This window comes from Pseudomonas putida NBRC 14164 (assembly GCF_000412675.1).
In the GTDB taxonomy this organism is placed as follows: Bacteria; Pseudomonadota; Gammaproteobacteria; order Pseudomonadales; family Pseudomonadaceae; genus Aquipseudomonas; species Aquipseudomonas putida.
Window position 1 is genome coordinate 4,126,360 of record NC_021505.1, and the last position, 16,488, is coordinate 4,142,847.

Consider the following 16,488-nt stretch of genomic DNA (forward strand, 5'->3'; position numbering starts at 1 on the left):
ATCAGGAGCAATGTAATGCTCGGACAAGTGCACGATCCCGACCTGCACCTGCTGCGGCTGTTCGTCACTGTAGTCGAGGCCGGGGGCTTCAGCGCCGCGCAAGGCGTGCTGGGCCTGAGCCAGCCCACCATCAGCCAGCGCATGGCGCAGCTGGAAACACGCCTTGGCTACCGCCTGTGCAGTCGAGGCAAGGGTGGCTTTCACCTGACGGAGAAAGGCGCGTTGCTGTTGGATGCAGCGCGCGGGCTGCTGCTGAACATCGAACAGTTTCGCCAGCAGGCCACCGGCGTTGCCGGGCGGTTGCTGGGGACCGTGCGTATCGGCATGGCAGAAAACCAGGACAAAACCGTGAGCCTGAAACTGGCGGCGGCCATTGCCGCATTCCGCACACGAGAGGAATCAGTGCAGCTGGAGCTGATCAGTGCACCGCCGGCGGAGCTGGAGCGGTTGTTGCTGGAGCAGCGACTGGATAACGCCATCAGCTACTTCTCCGGCAACCAGGCGGCCTTTGATTACCAGCCATTGTTCGAGGAACCGCAACGGCTGTATTGCGGCAAGGGGCATGTGCTGTTCGGCGAATCGGGTGTTGAACTTGAGCGGTTGCTGGAGATGGACCAGGTGCGCCATCCGTACCGGTTTCTCAAAGGCGGTGAGCCGTTCCAGAGCCGGCACAGCATGGCTGTGGCGGAGCAGATCGAGAGCGTGCTGACGTTCATTCTGTCAGGGCGGCATATTGGCTACCTGCCCTGCCATTGCGCCCACGCCTGGGAGGCGGAGGGGTTGTTGTGGGCGCTGAACCCAGGGCTGGATTTTGTGGTGCCGTTTACCCTGGCCAGGCATCGGGCGCAGGTGACGGGTGAAGCGCAACAGGCGTTTGCCGAGGATTTGCTCGCAGCGTTCGCCTGATGCGCTCCTACAAGGGCCGGGCACGCCTTGGAGAAGGGTTAGTAAGCCATGCTCCAGGTCAGGGTGTAGGTGCGCCCGCGCCCTTGGTAGTCATACAGGTACGCCGGGCCGTAGGTCGGCGAATAGAACAGCGTCGCGCGTTGGCCCCAGACCGTGCTGTACTGCTTGTCCAGCAGGTTCTGGATGCCGGCACTGAAGGTGCCGAAGCCGGTGTCCTGGCTACCCAGCAGGTCGAAGGTGGTGTAACCGTCGATCTCGTGGTCGGCATCGTCCTTCAGGCTGAACGCATGGTTGGCTTGCAGCCGCGCACTGCGGCCATCGCCCTTCCAGCCAACAAATGCCGTGGCCTTGGACAAGGATGCATAGCGGGCATCACGCTTGTTCCAGCCGCCGTCGGCAGCCTCTTCCTCGGAGCGGGTCAGGTGCAGGGTACCGCCCGCTTCCCAGCCCGTCTGGAAGTGCCGGGTCAGCGCACCTTCAAAGCCGAAGTCGCGGCTCTTCTGCTCTTCCACGTTGATCGTCAGCGTTTGCGAATCGACGTTGATGATCTTGTCCGACCAGATGTAGTACAGCGCCGCCTGGGCATCCCAGTCCAGGTCGGCATAGCGCCAGCCCAGTTCCACCTGGCGGCTTTTGATGCCGGCCAGCGGGTTGTCGGCCACGCTCAGGCCCGGCTTGCCGTAATACTTGGCAGGGTCTGGCAGGTCGAAACCTTCGCCATAGTTGCTCCATACCTGGTGGCCGTTCTTGAAGTCGTAGATGGCGCCTACGTTGAACAGGTTGACCTGGTAATCGTTGCTGCCACCCGGCACGCCCTTGAAGTCGCTGACGTCGACGTCCATCTGCTGGCGACGGGCACCGCCGGAGAACGTCAGGTTGTCGGTGGCATGCCAGTCCAGCTGGGCGTACACCGACACACCATCGACCCGGTAGCTGGGGTAGCGCGCGGCCTTGCTGTCCTTTTCCATCTCCAGGCCGCCCGACTCGGACGAGGTCAGGGCGTTGAAGGTGGTCTGCTCGGCATTGAAGCGCTCGCGATCCAGGTCGAGGCCATAGGTCAGCTTCAACGTGTCCCACTGTTTGGCGAACAGGCCCTTGAGGCTGGTGACCTCGAAGTTCTGCTGCGAGGCAGCAAAGTACACCCCGCGCGAGCCGGTGGGCGTGGCGCGGTTGTAGTACGGGAACGGGTAGAAGTTGTCGTCTTCCTTGCGGTACGAGGCCTGCAGGTAGAAATCCTGGCCCAGCACATCGCTGTGGTGGTAATTGGCGTTCAGCAACAAGCGCCGAGTACGCGGCTCCAGGTCGGACGAATAGCCGCTGCGCAGCTCAGCGTCTTCCAGGTCGGATGGCGCATTGTAGTTGAGGTTGGGAAAGTAGATCCCCGTGCTGCCGTGGTTGCCCGAATCGTAGTACTGGGCCAGCAGGTCGAGGCTCTGCTGGTCGTTCAACTGCAAGCCCAGGGTGCCGAGCACGTCGATTGTGCGGTTGTATTGCAGGTCGGTCTGGGTGTTGTCGATGAAGATCTGGTCACCGGCACCGTCGTAGAAGGCTTCGTTCTGCTCGCCCGAAATACCCAGCCGGGCATTGACCCGCTCGTTGCCGCCGCTGATCGACTGGGCGAAGCGGGTGGCCAGGTCATCGCTGTTGTTGAACCCGCTGCTGGCGCCAAGCTGGGTCTCGAAGCGCGCCGGGCCGGGTTCGCCCTTCTTGGTGACGATGTTGATGATGCCGCCAGTAGCACCACCGCCGTAGATGGCGCTGGCGCCAGACAGCACTTCGACACGCTCGACGTTGAACGGTGAAATGCTGTCGAACTGGCGCGACAGGCCGCGCGAGCTGTTCTGGCTGACCCCGTCGATCATCACCAGCACGTTGCGCCCGCGCATGTTCTGGCCATAGTTGGTACGCCCTTCCGGCGCCAGGTCGAGGCCGGGTACCAGCTTGCCGATGGCTTCTTTCAGGCTGACGCCGCTGTCGATCTGCTCGCGCAGCTGCTGCTGGTCAACTACCCACACAGTGCCGGGGATTTCGCTGATTGCGGTGCTGGTACGCGAGGCCACGCTGACTTCGATCGGCTTGAGGTTGACCGCCTGTGGCGCTGCCTGGGCCTTGCGCAGGGTCACGGTGCGCGCGTCACTGAAGTGCCAGCTCATGCCGCTGCCGGCCAGCAACTGCTGCAGGGCCTGCTCGACGCTGTAGCTGCCGTGCATGGCCGGGCTGGCAAAGCCTGCTGCATCCCCTGTGGTGTACAGCAAGTGCAGGCCGGCCTGGTCGGCAAAGGTGGTCAGGGCCTGGTCCAGCGGCTGCGCTGGCAGGTCGAGCTGAACCTGGCGAGCCTGCATCTGGGTTTGTTTCGCAGTGGTCGCGGCCGACGCATGCAACGGGCCGACCAGTATGGCCAGGGCGCCACAAGACATCAGGGCATGGTGAAGAGGACCGCGACTGCGGTGCAAGGGCTTGAGCATCAGAGGCACGAATGAGCTTCCTGACAAGTCGTAAATGAGAATGGGTTGCTGATCAGTCCCACTACGACGATCTGGCTTGCAGGAACTTGCAGTGCCAAATGGAAAATATTTTTATTTCTGTGCCGGCCTCTTCGCAGCACAAGGCTGCTCCTACAGGAATCGCACATGCCTGCTGATCAATGAACCACAGCCAACCACGGCAGGTAGGTAACCTTCAGCCCATACCGCTGCTCAAGCGTGCGCAGCAGTGCTTCAGGCTCGTCCAGGTCAAACACCCCGCTCACCTCCATCGCCGCCAGCTTGCTGTCGGACAGCACGATGCGCCCATGCCGGTAACGCTCAAGCTCCATCAGCACCTGGCCCAGCGGCTTGCCGTTGAAGATCAGCTTGCCGCGCTGCCAGGCCATCTGCGCACCGGCATCGGCCGCCACCGCCAGTTCATGTTCGCCGACCTTGGCTTCACCGCGTGCCAACACCACGCGGCCATCGCGACGCACGCTGAAGGTGGCGGCACCACCCTGCACCCGCTCGCCTGCCGTATCGACCACAAACGGCCGCGGATCACCCGTGGCCTCGAACAAGGCCTCACCGGCAGCCAGCACCACACGGCGTTCGTGCTCACTGAACACCACACTCAGCGCACTGGCGCTGTTCAGCGTCACCCGCGTGCCGTCCGCCAGGGTAATCACCTGCCGTTCACCCACAGCGGTGTGGTAGTCCGCCAACAACACCGGTGCCTGCTGCCAACCCGCCACAGCGGCAACCAGCAACACCACGGAGGCCGCCACACCGGCCTGCTTGAGCCAGTCGCGACAATGACGCAGGGCCTGGCCGATATATTTGGCCACCATGCTCTCGGAAACCCCCAGCCGCTGTGCAATCTGCGCCTGGGTCAGGCCTTCGACGCGGTTCAGCAACAACGCCTGGCGGGCATTGTCGGGCAGTTTCAGCAGCGCATCGTCAAGGATTTGCAGGCGCTCACGGGCCAGCAACGTCGCCTCGGGCGCTGGCGCCGGGCAGGTCAGTTCACCGGTCCCGTCACAGTCGTCATGGCTGGCAGCCAGGCGCTGCTCACGGCGCAAGGCATCAATTGCCAGGTTACCGGCCACGCGGAAGATGAAGCTGCGGGCGTGCAGCACCGGCACCGCCTGTTCATCGACTTTCACCAGCTTCAGGTAGGTTTCCTGCGCCACGTCGGCTGCGCGCTGGCGGTCGCTCATGCGCCGCGTCAGGAACTGCAACAGGTCGTCGTAGTGCTCCTGGAAAGTCGCCAGCAGGCCCGACACGGGTGACGTCAGCATGGGTTTGGGCACTGCCAGCAGGATGAGTTATCGGGCGTTAATGAGAAACAGTATCTTTCATCTGCAAGGAGACTTTCAACGCCGACGCGCATTTGCCACACTGACGGTTCGCTCACTCTGGCAAGGTCGCCCGCAATGACTGCCCGCCTGCACCGCTGTAGCCGCCTGTTTCTCGTCCTGCTGATGGCGTATGGCCTGGGTGCCTGCGCACTGTTCCAGCCACGCGACCCGGTCAACATCAGCGTGATCGGCATCGAGCCGCTGCCCGGCCAAGAACTGGAACTGCGCATGGCGGTGAAAATGCGCGTGCAAAACCCTAACGAGTCGCCGATCGACTACAACGGCATTGCCCTGAACCTGGAAGTGAACGGCCAGCCGCTGGCCGCCGGGGTCAGCGACCAGCAGGGGCACATTGGCCGCTATGACGAAGCGGTGATCGTGGTGCCGGTGAGCATCACGGCGTTTTCCTTCCTGCGCCAGGCCTATGGGCTGGGCACGGTGGACTCACTGAAGGGTTTGCCCTACAAGCTGCGCGGCAAGCTGGCGGGCGGATTGCTGGGGACCGTGCGCTTTACTGACGAGGGCAAGCTGGACCTGCCAAAAGGCGCGACCTGGTAAGCACCCGCCAGGGGTATTCAGCGGCTGGCGCTGGCGGCGGCCATCAGCTTGTTGACTTCGCTGCGCACCATGCTGGCGTATTCGGGCGGCGACATGCTCTCCAGTTCGGCGCGCACCCACTCGGCCCATTTACCCTTGCGCCGGGGCTTTTCGGCGATCAGCCGGGCCGCATCGCCCTTGGCCTTGCCCAGGCTGCTCTGCCACATCTCGAACAGCCGCGCCTTCTCTGCCTCGATCTGCGCCCGTTCCTCGAAGCTCATGTTGGCCAGATTGAAACTCATGAAGGTACCTGCAAGTTTGAAAATGGCCGCTATCTTACACCCAGGCAACGCAACATCGGAAAGCCACCGCAACTTTCCCGACGCAGCGGCATCCATTGTTCACACCACCCCATCAACGAGGACGAGTTCATGGCCCGTAAAAACGCCACACTGGCGGACAGCGATCAGATCAAGGACCAGGTATTCAGCGAACTGCAATCGCTGATCGAAGAATCGGAAAAGCTGCTGAACGACAGCGCCGCCCTGGTCGGCGAAGAAGCAGAAACCCTGCGAGCGCAGGTCAGCCTGAAACTGAAACAGGCACGCCAGGCCGCTGGCACTATGCGCGACAAAGCGCAACCGGTGGTGGACGCCACCCAGGACTACATCGGCGGCCACCCTTGGCAGACCGTCGCCATTTCCGCCGGCCTGGGGCTGGTGGTGGGTCTGCTGCTGGGGCGGCGCAACTGAAGCCTGGGCCGCCTGGTGCAAATCAGGCGGCCAGCGCTTGCGGGATACCGCTGTGGAAGCGCAGTTCCTGGTCCGGGGACTGGATCAGTTCCATTTCTGCAGCGCGTACCAGTTCAATCCGGCGGGCGATGTCCGCCTCATCACCGTAGTTGTGCGCCAGTTTCAGGTAGCCCTGGTAATGGCGCGCTTCGCTTTTCAGCAGGCCGTGATAGAAGCGGCCCAATTCTTCGTCCAGGTGCGGCACCAGCGCAGCAAACCGCTCGCAACTGCGTGCCTCGATGAACGCCCCCACCACCAGCGTATCTACCAGCTTGACCGGCTCGTGGGCGCGCACCAGGCGGCGCAGCCCCGAGGCATAGCGGCCCGCCGACACCGGCCGCAGTGGCACGCCACGGCGCTTCATCAGGCGCAGCACCTGTTCGTGGTGCACCAGCTCCTCGCGGGCAAGGCGCGACATCATGTTGATCAGGTCGAGGTGGGTGTTGTACTTGGCCATCAGGCTCAAGGCAGTGCTCGCGGCCTTGAATTCGCAGTTCTTGTGGTCGATCAGCAGGGTTTCCTGGTCGGCGAGCGCCGCTTCGATCCAGGCGTCTGGCGTCGGGCAGCCAAGAAAGGCATCGATTTCGGGGATCAGGGACATAAGCGTGCAACCACACAGGACAGGCAGGGCCGCCGATTATACCGGCGGCGACGGGCGGCGCCAGTGACTATGCTTGTTGATGTACATCAAGCGCCAGCGGGGGACGCGCCGTCTATAGTCAGGCATTGGTCGCCACCTTTGAAGGGAGCTAACACCCATGCAAGCCGTCCGCAGCATCCTTGTCGTCCTCGACCCCGAGCACGCCCACAGCCGGGCGCTGACCCGGGCCAAGCTGATTGCCGGCGTCACTGGCGCACGCCTGCACCTGCTGATGTGCGACAAAAAGCATGACCACACTGCACTGCTTAGCCTGCTGAGTAGCCAGTTGCACGATGACGGGTACGACAACGTCACCCACGAGGAGGCCTGGCGCGACAACCTGCACGACACCATCATCTACGTACAGCAGGCCGAGGGCTGCGAGCTGGTGATCAAGGAACACCGCCCGGACAACCCGCTGAAGAAGGCCCTGCTCACCCCCAGCGACTGGAAGCTGCTGCGTCAATGCCCGTGTGCCGTGCTGATGGTCAAGAGCGAACGGCCGTGGACCGGTGGCAAGATTCTGGCTGCGGTGGACGTGGGCAACCAGGACGACGACCACCGCCGCCTGCATGCGAGCATCATCGACCATGGCTACGCCATCGCCGGGCTGGCCAAGGGCGAACTGCATGTCATCAGTGCGCACCCGTCGCCAATGCTGTCGGCCTCTGACCCGACGTACCAGCTGAGCGAGACGATAGAAAACCGCTACCGCGAAGCGTGCAAGGCGTTCCAGGCTGAATACGGCATCAGCGACGATTGCCTGCATGTGGCTGAAGGGCCGGCGGATGTGCTGATCCCCTTTACCGAGAAGAAGCTTGATGCGGTGGTGACGGTGATCGGCACCGTGTGCCGCACGGGGATTTCCGGGGCGTTGATTGGCAATACTTCGGAGGTGGTGCTGGATGCGCTTGAGGGGGATGTGCTGGTGCTCAAGAGCGAGGAAGCCATCGCCCACCAAGCCGAATTAGCCCGCGGCTGATGCAAGTTCCACAATTGTCGCGGTCCCTGTAGGAGCGGCCTTGTGCCGCGAAAGGGCCGCAAAGCGGCCCCAGCAATTTGTGCATCACAGCTCATATCTGGGGCCGCTTCGCGGCCCTTCGCGACACAAGGCCGCTCCTACAAGGACCGCGCAAATCCGCTACGGCATAGCCTCCAGCACCTTCGGGTCCAGCCCCTCTCCTGCATTGGCCTCGATCCATTCTGCCAGCTGCTGGCGCATGGCCGGCGTCCAGAAGCTTTGCAAATGCTGGCGCACCCCTTGCACCGCCAGCGCACGGTTTGGCTCGCTGTCGAAGTAATGGGCAATCTGGTTGGCCATCTTGACCAGGTTATCGCTGCTCATCGGCGCACCTCGGCTTTCTCCGATGTACGGCGTTCCTTCAGCAGGCGCCGCTGTTCGTCACTGAAATCCTGATAGCGCTTTTGCCACTCCGATGGCTGGAACACTTTCACCACTTCCACTGCCGTCACCTTGTATTCGGGGCAGTTGGTGGCCCAGTCGGAGTTGTCCGTGGTGATCACGTTAGCCCCCGACTCGGGGAAGTGGAACGTGGTGTACACCACCCCCGGCGCTACCCGCGCACTGACCTTGGCACGCAGCACGGTCTGCCCCGCGCGGCTGCCGATGCCCACCCAGTCACCGTCCTGGATGCCGCGGCTTTCGGCGTCGGCCGGGTGGATTTCCAGGCGGTCGGCGTCATGCCAGGCGACGTTGCCGGTACGCCGGGTCTGGGCGCCGACGTTGTACTGGCTGAGGATGCGCCCGGTGGTGAGCAGCAACGGGTAGCGGTTGTTGACCTTTTCGTCGGTGGGCACATAGCCGGTGAGCATGAAGCGGCCCTTGCCACGCACGAACTGGTCGATATGCATGGTCGGCGTGCCATCCGGCGCCGCGTCGTTGCACGGCCACTGCAGGCTGCCATGGCGGTCGATTTCGGCGTAGCTGACGCGGCGGAAGGTCGGCGTCAGGCGGGCAATCTCGTCCATGATCTCGGACGGGTGGCGGTAGTTCATCGGGTAGCCCAAGGCGTTGGCCAAGGCTACGGTCCCTTCCCAGTCAGCCTTGCCGGCCAGCGGCTCCATCACCTTGCGCACCCGCGAAATGCGCCGCTCGGCGTTGGTGAAGGTGCCGTCCTTTTCCAGGAACGAGCTGCCCGGCAGGAACACATGGGCGAATTTGGCCGTTTCGTTGAGGAAGATGTCCTGCACCACCACACATTCCATGGCGCGCAAGGCCGCCGTGACGTGCTGCGTGTTGGGGTCGCTCTGGGCGATATCCTCGCCCTGGCAGTAAAGGGCCTTGAAGCTGCCGTCCAGCGCTGCCTCGAACATGTTGGGGATGCGCAGGCCCGGGTCGGGCTGCAAGGTCACGCCCCAGGCGCGCTCGAACTCGGCGCGCACGCCCTCGTTGGAAATATGCCGATAGCCGGGCAGCTCGTGGGGGAACGAGCCCATGTCGCACGAACCCTGCACGTTGTTCTGCCCACGCAGCGGGTTCACCCCTACCCCTTCACGGCCGATATTGCCGGTGGCCATGGCCAGGTTGGCGATCCCCATCACCGCAGTGCTGCCCTGGCTGTGCTCCGTCACGCCCAGGCCGTAGTAGACGGCCGCGTTGCCACCGGTGGCATACAGGCGCGCCGCGGCGCGGATCTGCTCGGCGGGTACGCCACACACCGGGCCCAGCACCTCGGGGGCGTTGTCTGCCTGGCTGACGAAGTCGCGCCAGCGGGCAAAGTCTTCGGTTTCGCAGCGGGCATCGATGAAACGCTGGGCCAGCAGGCCCTCGGTGACGATCACGTGGGCCAAGGCATTGAGCATGGCCACGTTGGTACCCGGGCGCAGTTGCAGGTGAAACTCGGCGCGGGCGTGCGGCGAGTCGACCAGGTCGATGCGCCGTGGGTCGATCACGATCAGCCGCGCCCCCTGGCGCAGGCGGCGCTTGAGCTGCGAGCCGAACACCGGGTGAGCGTCGGTGGGGTTGGCGCCAATCACCAGCACCACGTCTGCCTGCATCACCGAATCGAAGCTTTGCGTGCCGGCCGACTCACCCAGGGTCTGCTTGAGGCCATAGCCGGTGGGCGAGTGGCACACCCGCGCGCAGGTATCGACGTTGTTGTTGCCAAACGCCGTACGCACCAGTTTTTGCACCAGATAGGCTTCTTCGTTGGTGCAGCGGCTGGAGGTAATGCCACCGATGGAATCGCGCCCGTACTTGAGCTGAATGCGGCGGAACTCGCTAGCAGCGTAGGTTACCGCTTCGTCCCAGCTCACTTCCTGCCACGGGTCTTCCAGGCGCTTGCGGATCATCGGCTTGGTGATGCGATCCGGGTGGGTGGCATAGCCCCAGGCAAAGCGGCCCTTGACGCAGGCGTGGCCGTGGTTGGCGCCACCGTTCTTGTCCGGGACCATGCGCACCAGCTGGTCGCCTTTCATTTCGGCGCGGAACGAACAACCGACGCCGCAGTAGGCGCAGGTGGTGATCACCGAACGCTCAGGCTGACCAAGCTGCACCAGGCTCTTTTCCGTCAGCGTCGCGGTTGGGCAGGCCTGTACGCAGGCGCCGCACGACACGCATTCGGAGGCGAGGAAGTTATCGCCACCCGCTGCCGCCACCCGCGACTCGAAACCGCGGCCGGTGATGGTCAGGGCGAAGGTGCCCTGGATGTCTTCGCAGGCGCGCACGCAGCGGCTGCAGACGATGCACTTGCTGGGCTCGTAATCGAAATACGGGTTGGATACGTCCTTTTTCTCGGCCAGGTGGTTGGCGCCGTCGTAGCCGTAGCGCACCTCGCGCAGGCCCACCTGGCCGGCCACGGTCTGCAGCTCGCAGTTGCCGTTGGCCGAGCACGTCAGGCAGTCCAGCGGGTGGTCGGAAATGTACAACTCCATCACGTTGCGGCGCAGGCCGGCCAGGCGTGGCGTTTCGGTACGCACCACCATGCCTTCGCTGACCGGCGTGGTGCAGGACGCCGGGTAACCGCGCATGCCGTCGATTTCCACCATGCACATGCGGCATGAGCCGAAGGCTTCGAGGCTGTCGGTGGCACACAGTTTGGGGATGCTGGTGCCGAGCATGGCCGCAGCGCGCATTACCGAGGTGCCGGCAGGTACGCTGATCGGGCGGCCATCGATGCTCAGGCTGACCTGCACTTCGCTGTCACGGGCCGGGGTGCCGAAGTCGCTACTTCTATCAGAAGCGGGGTCGAAGAAATTGATCACTGCGCAGCCTCCGTGGTGGTCAGCCCAAAATCGGCGGGGAAGTACTTGAGGGCGCTGGCCACCGGGTAGGCAGTCATGCCGCCCATGGCGCACAGCGAGCCGTACTGCATGGTGTCGCAGAGGTCGCGCAGCAACAGGGCCTGGTCGTGGCGTTCGGTGAAATCAGTCGTTGCGATCAACCGGTCGACCACCTCCATGCCACGGGTGGAGCCGATGCGGCATGGGGTGCACTTGCCGCAGGATTCTTCGGCGCAGAACTGCAGGGCGAAGCGCGCCATGCTGGCCATGTTCAGGGTATCGTCGGCCACCACCACACCGCCGTGGCCGAGCATCGCGCCCATGGCGGCGAAGGCTTCATAGTCCAGCGGGGTGTCGAAGTGGCTGGGGGGTACCCAGGCGCCGAGCGGGCCGCCGACCTGCGCAGCCTTCAGCGGCCGGCCACTGGCCGTCCCGCCGCCGTAGCCCTCCACCAGCTCGCGCAGGGTCAGGCCGAACGCACGCTCCACCAGGCCGCCCTGGCGGATATTGCCAGCCAGCTGGAAAGGCATGGTGCCCAGCGACCGGCCCATGCCGAAATCGCGATAGAACGCTGCCCCCTTGGCGAGGATGATGGGCACTGAAGCCAGGGTGAGCACGTTGTGCACCAGTGTGGGCAGGCCGAACAGGCCTTGCAGCGCGGGCAGTGGCGGCTTGGCACGGACAATGCCACGCTTGCCCTCGATGGATTCGAGCAGCGCAGTTTCTTCGCCGCAGATGTAGGCGCCGGCACCCACCCGTACTTCCAGGTCGAACGCCTGGCCGCTGCCGGCTACGTCGGTGCCGAGGTAGCCGGCATCACGGGCGATGGCGAAGGCCTGGTCCAGCACGCGAATGGCATCCGGGTATTCCGAGCGCACATAGATGTAGCCCTTGTCGGCCCCCACGGCGAGGCCGGCAATGATCATGCCCTCGATCAGCAGGAAGGGGTCGCCTTCCATCAGCATACGGTCGGCGAAGGTGCCGGAGTCGCCCTCGTCGGCGTTGCACACCACGTACTTCTGCCCAGCCCCGGCGTCGCGCACGGTGCGCCACTTGATGCCGGCCGGGAACGCCGCACCGCCACGGCCACGCAGGCCGGAGTCGAGCACGGCCGCGACCACTTCGGCACCGTTCAGGGCCACGGCCGCTTCAAGGCCGGCGAAGCCACCATGGGCGCGATAGTCGTCCAGCGATAATGGGCGGGAAATGCCGGCGCGGGCGAATAGCAACCGCTGCTGGGTTTTCAGGTAAGGGATTTCTTCGACCAGCCCCAACGCCAGCGAGTGGCCACCTGGCTCACCGGCCAGGGCGTCGAGCAATGCCGGCACGTCTTGTGGGGTAACCGGGCCGAAGCCCAGGCGCCCTTGCGCACTCTCGCACTCGATCAGCGGCTCCAGCCAGTACAGCCCGCGAGAGCTGGTGCGCTGGATATCCAGCGGCAACTGGCGGCGCTCGGCCTCGCGCTGCAAGGCCTCGGCAACCTGGTCGCTCCCCACGGCACGGGCCACCGAATCGCACGGGATGTAGAGCTTCAGCATGCGGCGTCCTCCCGGCAAGCGTTTACCAATGCACGCAGGCGCTCAGGGGTAAGCCGCGCATGCACCTGGCCGTCCAGTTCCAGGGCCGGCGAGCAGGCGCAGGCCCCCAGGCAGTACACCGGGCGCAGGCTGATGGCACCGTCGGCGCTGGTGCCATGGTCGTCCAGCGCCAGCTGATCGCGCAGTTGCGCGGCCAGGGCCTCGGCGCCACGGCTCTGGCACGACTCGGCGCGGCACAGGCGCAAGGTGTGGCGCGCCGGTGGCGATGTACGAAAGTCGTGGTAGAAGCTGATCACCCCGCGCACTTCAGCCAGGCTGAGGTTCAGGGCATGGGCAATTTCGGGTACAGCAGCATCGGGGATGAAACCGATGTCGTGCTGGATGGCATGCAGGATAGGCAACAAGGCACCAGGGGCGTCCTTGTCGCGAGCCAGAATGCGCTGGATCACGGGCAGGTGGAGCAATTCATCAGGCATACAGCGGACCTCGGCATCACGGACCCCGCCTGAATTGTTGTGGGGGCAGGTATCCGGCGTGTTCTGCTGCGGCGCGTCGGCCACGTCACGGTTGCGCGGCGCTGACGGCCTCCTTGCCCACGGCCGCGCATCTGCGCACGCTGGTCCGAAGGCATCCTGCAAGCATGGCACTTGTGGCGCCAGGGGGTTGCGTGCGAACGACCAGGCGCATCCTGAAACCGACGCCAAGTGCACGCCCCCTGCACGGTAGGCGAGGTTTCAGGGCAGTGGCCAGCCCGCCATCCTGGTAACAGTGGCACAGGTCGCAGCCATCGGCACCCAGCAAACGCAACTCACCTTCACAGACCACCCGATCCTCGCCATCGATCAAGGCGCGCCCTTGCCCTCCACCGCCTTGGCCGTCTCGATCAACTTGTCGAACTTGCGGTTCACCTGGGCAAACTTCTCGTCGCTTTTGGCCCGCGCCTTGATGTTGTCTTCCGAACTGGCCTTGTCGGCAATGGTCACCACCGTCCTGTCCCAGTTCCTGGACACCCAGTAAACCAGTTCGCCATCTGCGGAAAACGCTTCCAGCCGGCCACCGGTATCCGGTACAGGCTTCGCATCCCTGGTCATTGGCAGCAGTTGCTGCACCCGCGCTTCATCGGTGGTGTCCAAACGCACCTGAACCTGGCGCAGCTGGTCTGCCTCGTTGAACGCCGCCTGGACCTGCGAGATGGGAATACCGCCCAGGTTGAGGTCCCCCTTAGGGCCGGCGCCCTTGTAGAACTCGGTCGGTACCTGATAGTGATAGCCCGTGAAATGCTCAACCTCGCCAAACTGCTGCTGCAGAATGGCCAGCACCTGGCGCTTGGGCATGCCGAGGGTGAACTGGCCGATTTCAAGTGCTGACCAGGCTTGCAGGGGGAACATCGCGCAGGCGAACAGGAGCGGTAAGGTCCGTTTCATAGGGGTATCTTCCTTGAAGTAAGCCCGGCAACCTAACCCCTGCACGACAATCCGACAATACTGGCAGGGTGCCAAGCCACCCTGCCTCCAGGCCTCAGGCCACTGCCTTGTTTACGCTGCGCCCAGCTTCCAGCTCACGGACCAGCGGTAATACGTGCTCGCCGAAGTACGCCACTTCCTCCTGGAAATGCAGGAAGCCGGACAGAATCAGGTCCACCCCGACTGCCTTCAGCGCAACGATGCGCTCGGCAATTTGCTCAGGCGTGCCGATCAGGTTGGTCTTGAAGCCATCGTTGTACTGCACCAGGTCCTCGAAGCTGGATTTCGCCCAGTTGCCCTCGCCCTCCGGGCTGGCTGCCCCGGCATGCTTTACCTCGTGGCCGAACGCCCGCACCGCCTCGGGGTTGGCCTTGTCGATGATTTCCTGCAACACCGCCCGCGCCTCTTCCTCTGTGTCGCGGGCAATGATGAAGGCGTTTACCCCAACCTTGACCGAGTGGCCGTTGGCTGCGGCCTTGGCGCGTATGTCATCGACCTGGGCCTTGATCCCTTCCACGCTATTGCCGTTGGTGAAGTACCAGTCCGACACCCGCGCGGCCATGTCCCGCGCCGCACGCGAACTGCCGCCCTGGAAGATCTCGGGGTGCGGTTGCTGCAGCGGCTTGGGCTTGAGGTTGTAGTTACGGAAGCGATAGAAGTCGCCGTTGAAGGTGAAGTTGTCTTGCGTCCAGATGCCCTTGAGCGCGCGGATGAACTCCTCGGAACGGCGATAGCGTTCGTCGTGGTCCAGCCACGGCTCACCAATGGCGTGGAACTCGCCCTTGAACCAGCCCGAGACCACGTTGATGGCGATGCGGCCATTGGTGAACTGGTCGATGCTGGCCAACTGCTTGGCCGCCAGCGCCGGGTTCCACGGCCCTGGCAGGATGGCGGCGATGACCTTGAGCTTTTCCGTGGCAGCCAGCAGCGCGTGGCTGATGGTGACCGACTCATGCTGGTTGTCGGCACCATAGCCGGCGGTGAAGCGGATTTGCGACAGGGCGTAGTCGAAGCCGGCTTTTTCAGCGATTTGCGCAAGCTTGCGGTTGTAGTCGATGTCCCAGCTGGTGCGTTGCTCGATGGTGCTGACCACCAGGCCACCGCTGACGTTGGGGACCCAGTAGGCGAACTTGAGTGGGGCGTGGCTCATGGGGAAGCTCCTTGAGAATCCTTGGGGTTCAAGGAGGCATGAGCAGCAAGCGTGCCAACGGCTGGATTGCTTTACTTTCAACGGGTTAATGGAATTAGTCGGCGATGTTGACTGCATGTGATCAAACACGCTGTCGGATCACTGTTGCCTGCGCAACATCGCCGCTTGCGACTAGCTCAGCGGTTTTTTGCGCATGCCGATGTGAGCGTCATCCATCAGGGCCTTGATCGCAATCAAACCCTGACTACAAAGCCAACCGCGCCAGCCGCTGCAGGGCCAGAATCACTTCCTCGTCCCGCTCTTCCAGTACATCCGCCTGGATAAGAGCGATTACAGCCTTCAACAACTCGGTCTGGTTCACACCTGTTCGTTGTTGCAGCGCAAGCATGTCCTGCGCCATGTGCGGGTTGACCTTCATCGACAACCGTCGAGTAGCACTGGAACGCGCGAGCCCACGCTGCTCTCGCTGTTCATCCAGGGCCTGGACGAATGTTTGATGCGCAGCCTGCAATTGCCCACCCTGCTGCACCTGCGCCAGTTGCTGAAAATAGTACGCAAGAAATAACTTGCGCAGATTGGCGCCCGCCTCGCGACTGACCGCATGCATAGCCGCATCCAGCACATCCAGGTAGACCGCTGGTAAACGTGCCTCGATAGACTTGAGCTGCTGGTTGCGCGCCTCGTGAATGGCTGGTGTGGATTGCGGTGGAAGCGCGACCACGCCATCGCAACGGGTACACACGCCCACCAATATGTCCCTGGCCACACCCTTGCCATCGCTGAACGGTACATCCCGGCGGGCATAGCGAGTGGTCACCACTGCCTGGCAGTGCTCGCACAGTGCTTTTCCGCTATCCCCTTCGAACAGAATCTTCATGATCTGGGTACTCACTGGTGAACGCTTATGAACCAGGTGTCTGGTTCGATAAAAAAGAACTTGATGTACCAGCCATCCCGTTTGAGCAGATGCACCTCTACGGCAGCGACAGCGTGGTGAGGGCTGCTTGCGTGGTGAATGCCCCGGCATGAGCGCACGACTTCGACAACCGCTCGGGCTGACACCTCCCCTGTAGCCAACAGGTTCTTTATATCGATATCCCCGCGCGAAACGTGTTGGTACTCCCCTGATTCGAGCGCCGCTATCACTGCGCGCTGGGCCTCCCTGAAACCGGTTTTCATAGCTCATCCCTGCAATTACGAAAATCATCGTACAAAATCCGGATCAAATCTAGCGCTTGCGAAGCCAAAGCGACCAGCGGTTCCCACCCGATTCGAGCGTTGACCCGGAACACGCATGAACTATGGCCCTGCCAGCCGCAAGACGGCGCAGGGCAATGTAACCAACGCTTTCAAGGCTGCTCGCGGCAGCCGCTTGAAACCTCCGTGAGCACCGGC

At 63.4% G+C, this 16,488-nt stretch carries 16 protein-coding genes; 5 read left to right on the forward strand and 11 right to left on the reverse strand.

The window, feature by feature from the left end; genetic code table 11:
• Positions 1-15: 15 nt before the first annotated feature.
• Positions 16-906 carry a LysR family transcriptional regulator gene (locus tag PP4_RS18230; protein ID WP_016500656.1) on the forward strand — a complete coding sequence of 297 codons (891 nt, stop codon included), beginning with the start codon at positions 16-18 and terminating at the stop codon, positions 904-906.
• 38 nt (positions 907-944) lie between these two features.
• Here the strand turns inward: PP4_RS18230 and PP4_RS18235 are convergent, their stop codons facing one another.
• Both PP4_RS18235 and PP4_RS18240 read right to left on the reverse strand, forming a co-directional pair.
• Complete coding sequence (locus PP4_RS18235) at positions 945-3,371, reverse strand: TonB-dependent receptor (protein WP_041167799.1); 2,427 nt, start codon at positions 3,369-3,371, stop codon at positions 945-947.
• A gap of 176 nt (positions 3,372-3,547) precedes the next feature.
• Entirely contained in the window at positions 3,548-4,672 is a 1,125-nt protein-coding gene (locus tag PP4_RS18240; RefSeq protein ID WP_016500658.1) for a sigma-70 family RNA polymerase sigma factor, read from the reverse strand.
• A 135-nt stretch (positions 4,673-4,807) separates the two neighbouring features.
• Here PP4_RS18240 and PP4_RS18245 point away from each other — a divergent pair, with 135 nt between their 5' ends.
• Positions 4,808-5,290 carry an LEA type 2 family protein gene (locus PP4_RS18245; RefSeq protein WP_016500659.1) on the forward strand — a complete coding sequence of 161 codons (483 nt, stop codon included), beginning with the start codon at positions 4,808-4,810 and terminating at the stop codon, positions 5,288-5,290.
• Between the two features lie 17 nt (positions 5,291-5,307).
• On the opposite strand, the gene PP4_RS18250 is transcribed toward PP4_RS18245, so the two are convergent.
• Positions 5,308-5,571 (reverse strand): hypothetical protein, encoded by a 264-nt coding sequence (locus PP4_RS18250; RefSeq protein WP_016500660.1) that lies wholly within the window; start codon positions 5,569-5,571, stop codon positions 5,308-5,310.
• A gap of 129 nt (positions 5,572-5,700) precedes the next feature.
• On the opposite strand from PP4_RS18250, the gene PP4_RS18255 reads away from it, so the two are divergent.
• Positions 5,701-6,021, forward strand: coding sequence for a DUF883 family protein (locus tag PP4_RS18255; RefSeq protein WP_016500661.1), 321 nt, complete (start codon positions 5,701-5,703; stop codon positions 6,019-6,021).
• A gap of 22 nt (positions 6,022-6,043) precedes the next feature.
• Here PP4_RS18255 and miaE read toward each other — a convergent pair whose 3' ends face one another.
• Complete coding sequence (miaE, locus tag PP4_RS18260) at positions 6,044-6,661, reverse strand: tRNA-(ms[2]io[6]A)-hydroxylase (RefSeq protein WP_016500662.1); 618 nt, start codon at positions 6,659-6,661, stop codon at positions 6,044-6,046.
• A 157-nt stretch (positions 6,662-6,818) separates the two neighbouring features.
• On the opposite strand from miaE, the gene PP4_RS18265 reads away from it, so the two are divergent.
• The gene (locus tag PP4_RS18265) at positions 6,819-7,682 is read left to right on the forward strand and encodes a universal stress protein (RefSeq protein WP_016500663.1); all 864 of its coding nucleotides are present in this window, start codon (positions 6,819-6,821) and stop codon (positions 7,680-7,682) included.
• 159 nt (positions 7,683-7,841) lie between these two features.
• Here the strand turns inward: PP4_RS18265 and PP4_RS18270 are convergent, their stop codons facing one another.
• The 7 genes from PP4_RS18270 to PP4_RS18300 all read right to left on the reverse strand — a co-directional run bounded on the left by PP4_RS18270 (position 7,842) and on the right by PP4_RS18300 (position 15,970).
• The gene (locus PP4_RS18270) at positions 7,842-8,045 is read right to left on the reverse strand and encodes a formate dehydrogenase subunit delta (protein WP_016500664.1); all 204 of its coding nucleotides are present in this window, start codon (positions 8,043-8,045) and stop codon (positions 7,842-7,844) included.
• Positions 8,042-10,924, reverse strand: coding sequence for a formate dehydrogenase subunit alpha (fdhF, locus tag PP4_RS18275; RefSeq protein WP_016500665.1), 2,883 nt, complete (start codon positions 10,922-10,924; stop codon positions 8,042-8,044). Before fdhF ends, PP4_RS18270 begins: the two co-directional genes overlap by 4 nt.
• Positions 10,921-12,480 carry a formate dehydrogenase beta subunit gene (locus PP4_RS18280; protein WP_016500666.1) on the reverse strand — a complete coding sequence of 520 codons (1,560 nt, stop codon included), beginning with the start codon at positions 12,478-12,480 and terminating at the stop codon, positions 10,921-10,923. Before PP4_RS18280 ends, fdhF begins: the two co-directional genes overlap by 4 nt.
• Complete coding sequence (locus PP4_RS18285) at positions 12,474-12,956, reverse strand: formate dehydrogenase subunit gamma (protein WP_016500667.1); 483 nt, start codon at positions 12,954-12,956, stop codon at positions 12,474-12,476. Before PP4_RS18285 ends, PP4_RS18280 begins: the two co-directional genes overlap by 7 nt.
• A gap of 366 nt (positions 12,957-13,322) precedes the next feature.
• Positions 13,323-13,904: a hypothetical protein gene (locus PP4_RS18290; protein ID WP_016500668.1), complete on the reverse strand. Its 582-nt coding sequence runs from the start codon at positions 13,902-13,904 to the stop codon at positions 13,323-13,325.
• Between the two features lie 94 nt (positions 13,905-13,998).
• Positions 13,999-15,093 carry a dimethylsulfone monooxygenase SfnG gene (gene sfnG / locus PP4_RS18295; protein WP_016500669.1) on the reverse strand — a complete coding sequence of 365 codons (1,095 nt, stop codon included), beginning with the start codon at positions 15,091-15,093 and terminating at the stop codon, positions 13,999-14,001.
• 244 nt (positions 15,094-15,337) lie between these two features.
• Positions 15,338-15,970 (reverse strand): hypothetical protein, encoded by a 633-nt coding sequence (locus tag PP4_RS18300; protein ID WP_016500670.1) that lies wholly within the window; start codon positions 15,968-15,970, stop codon positions 15,338-15,340.
• A gap of 17 nt (positions 15,971-15,987) precedes the next feature.
• Here PP4_RS18300 and PP4_RS29690 point away from each other — a divergent pair, with 17 nt between their 5' ends.
• Entirely contained in the window at positions 15,988-16,122 is a 135-nt protein-coding gene (locus PP4_RS29690; protein WP_256352856.1) for a hypothetical protein, read from the forward strand.
• Positions 16,123-16,488: the final 366 nt, after the last annotated feature.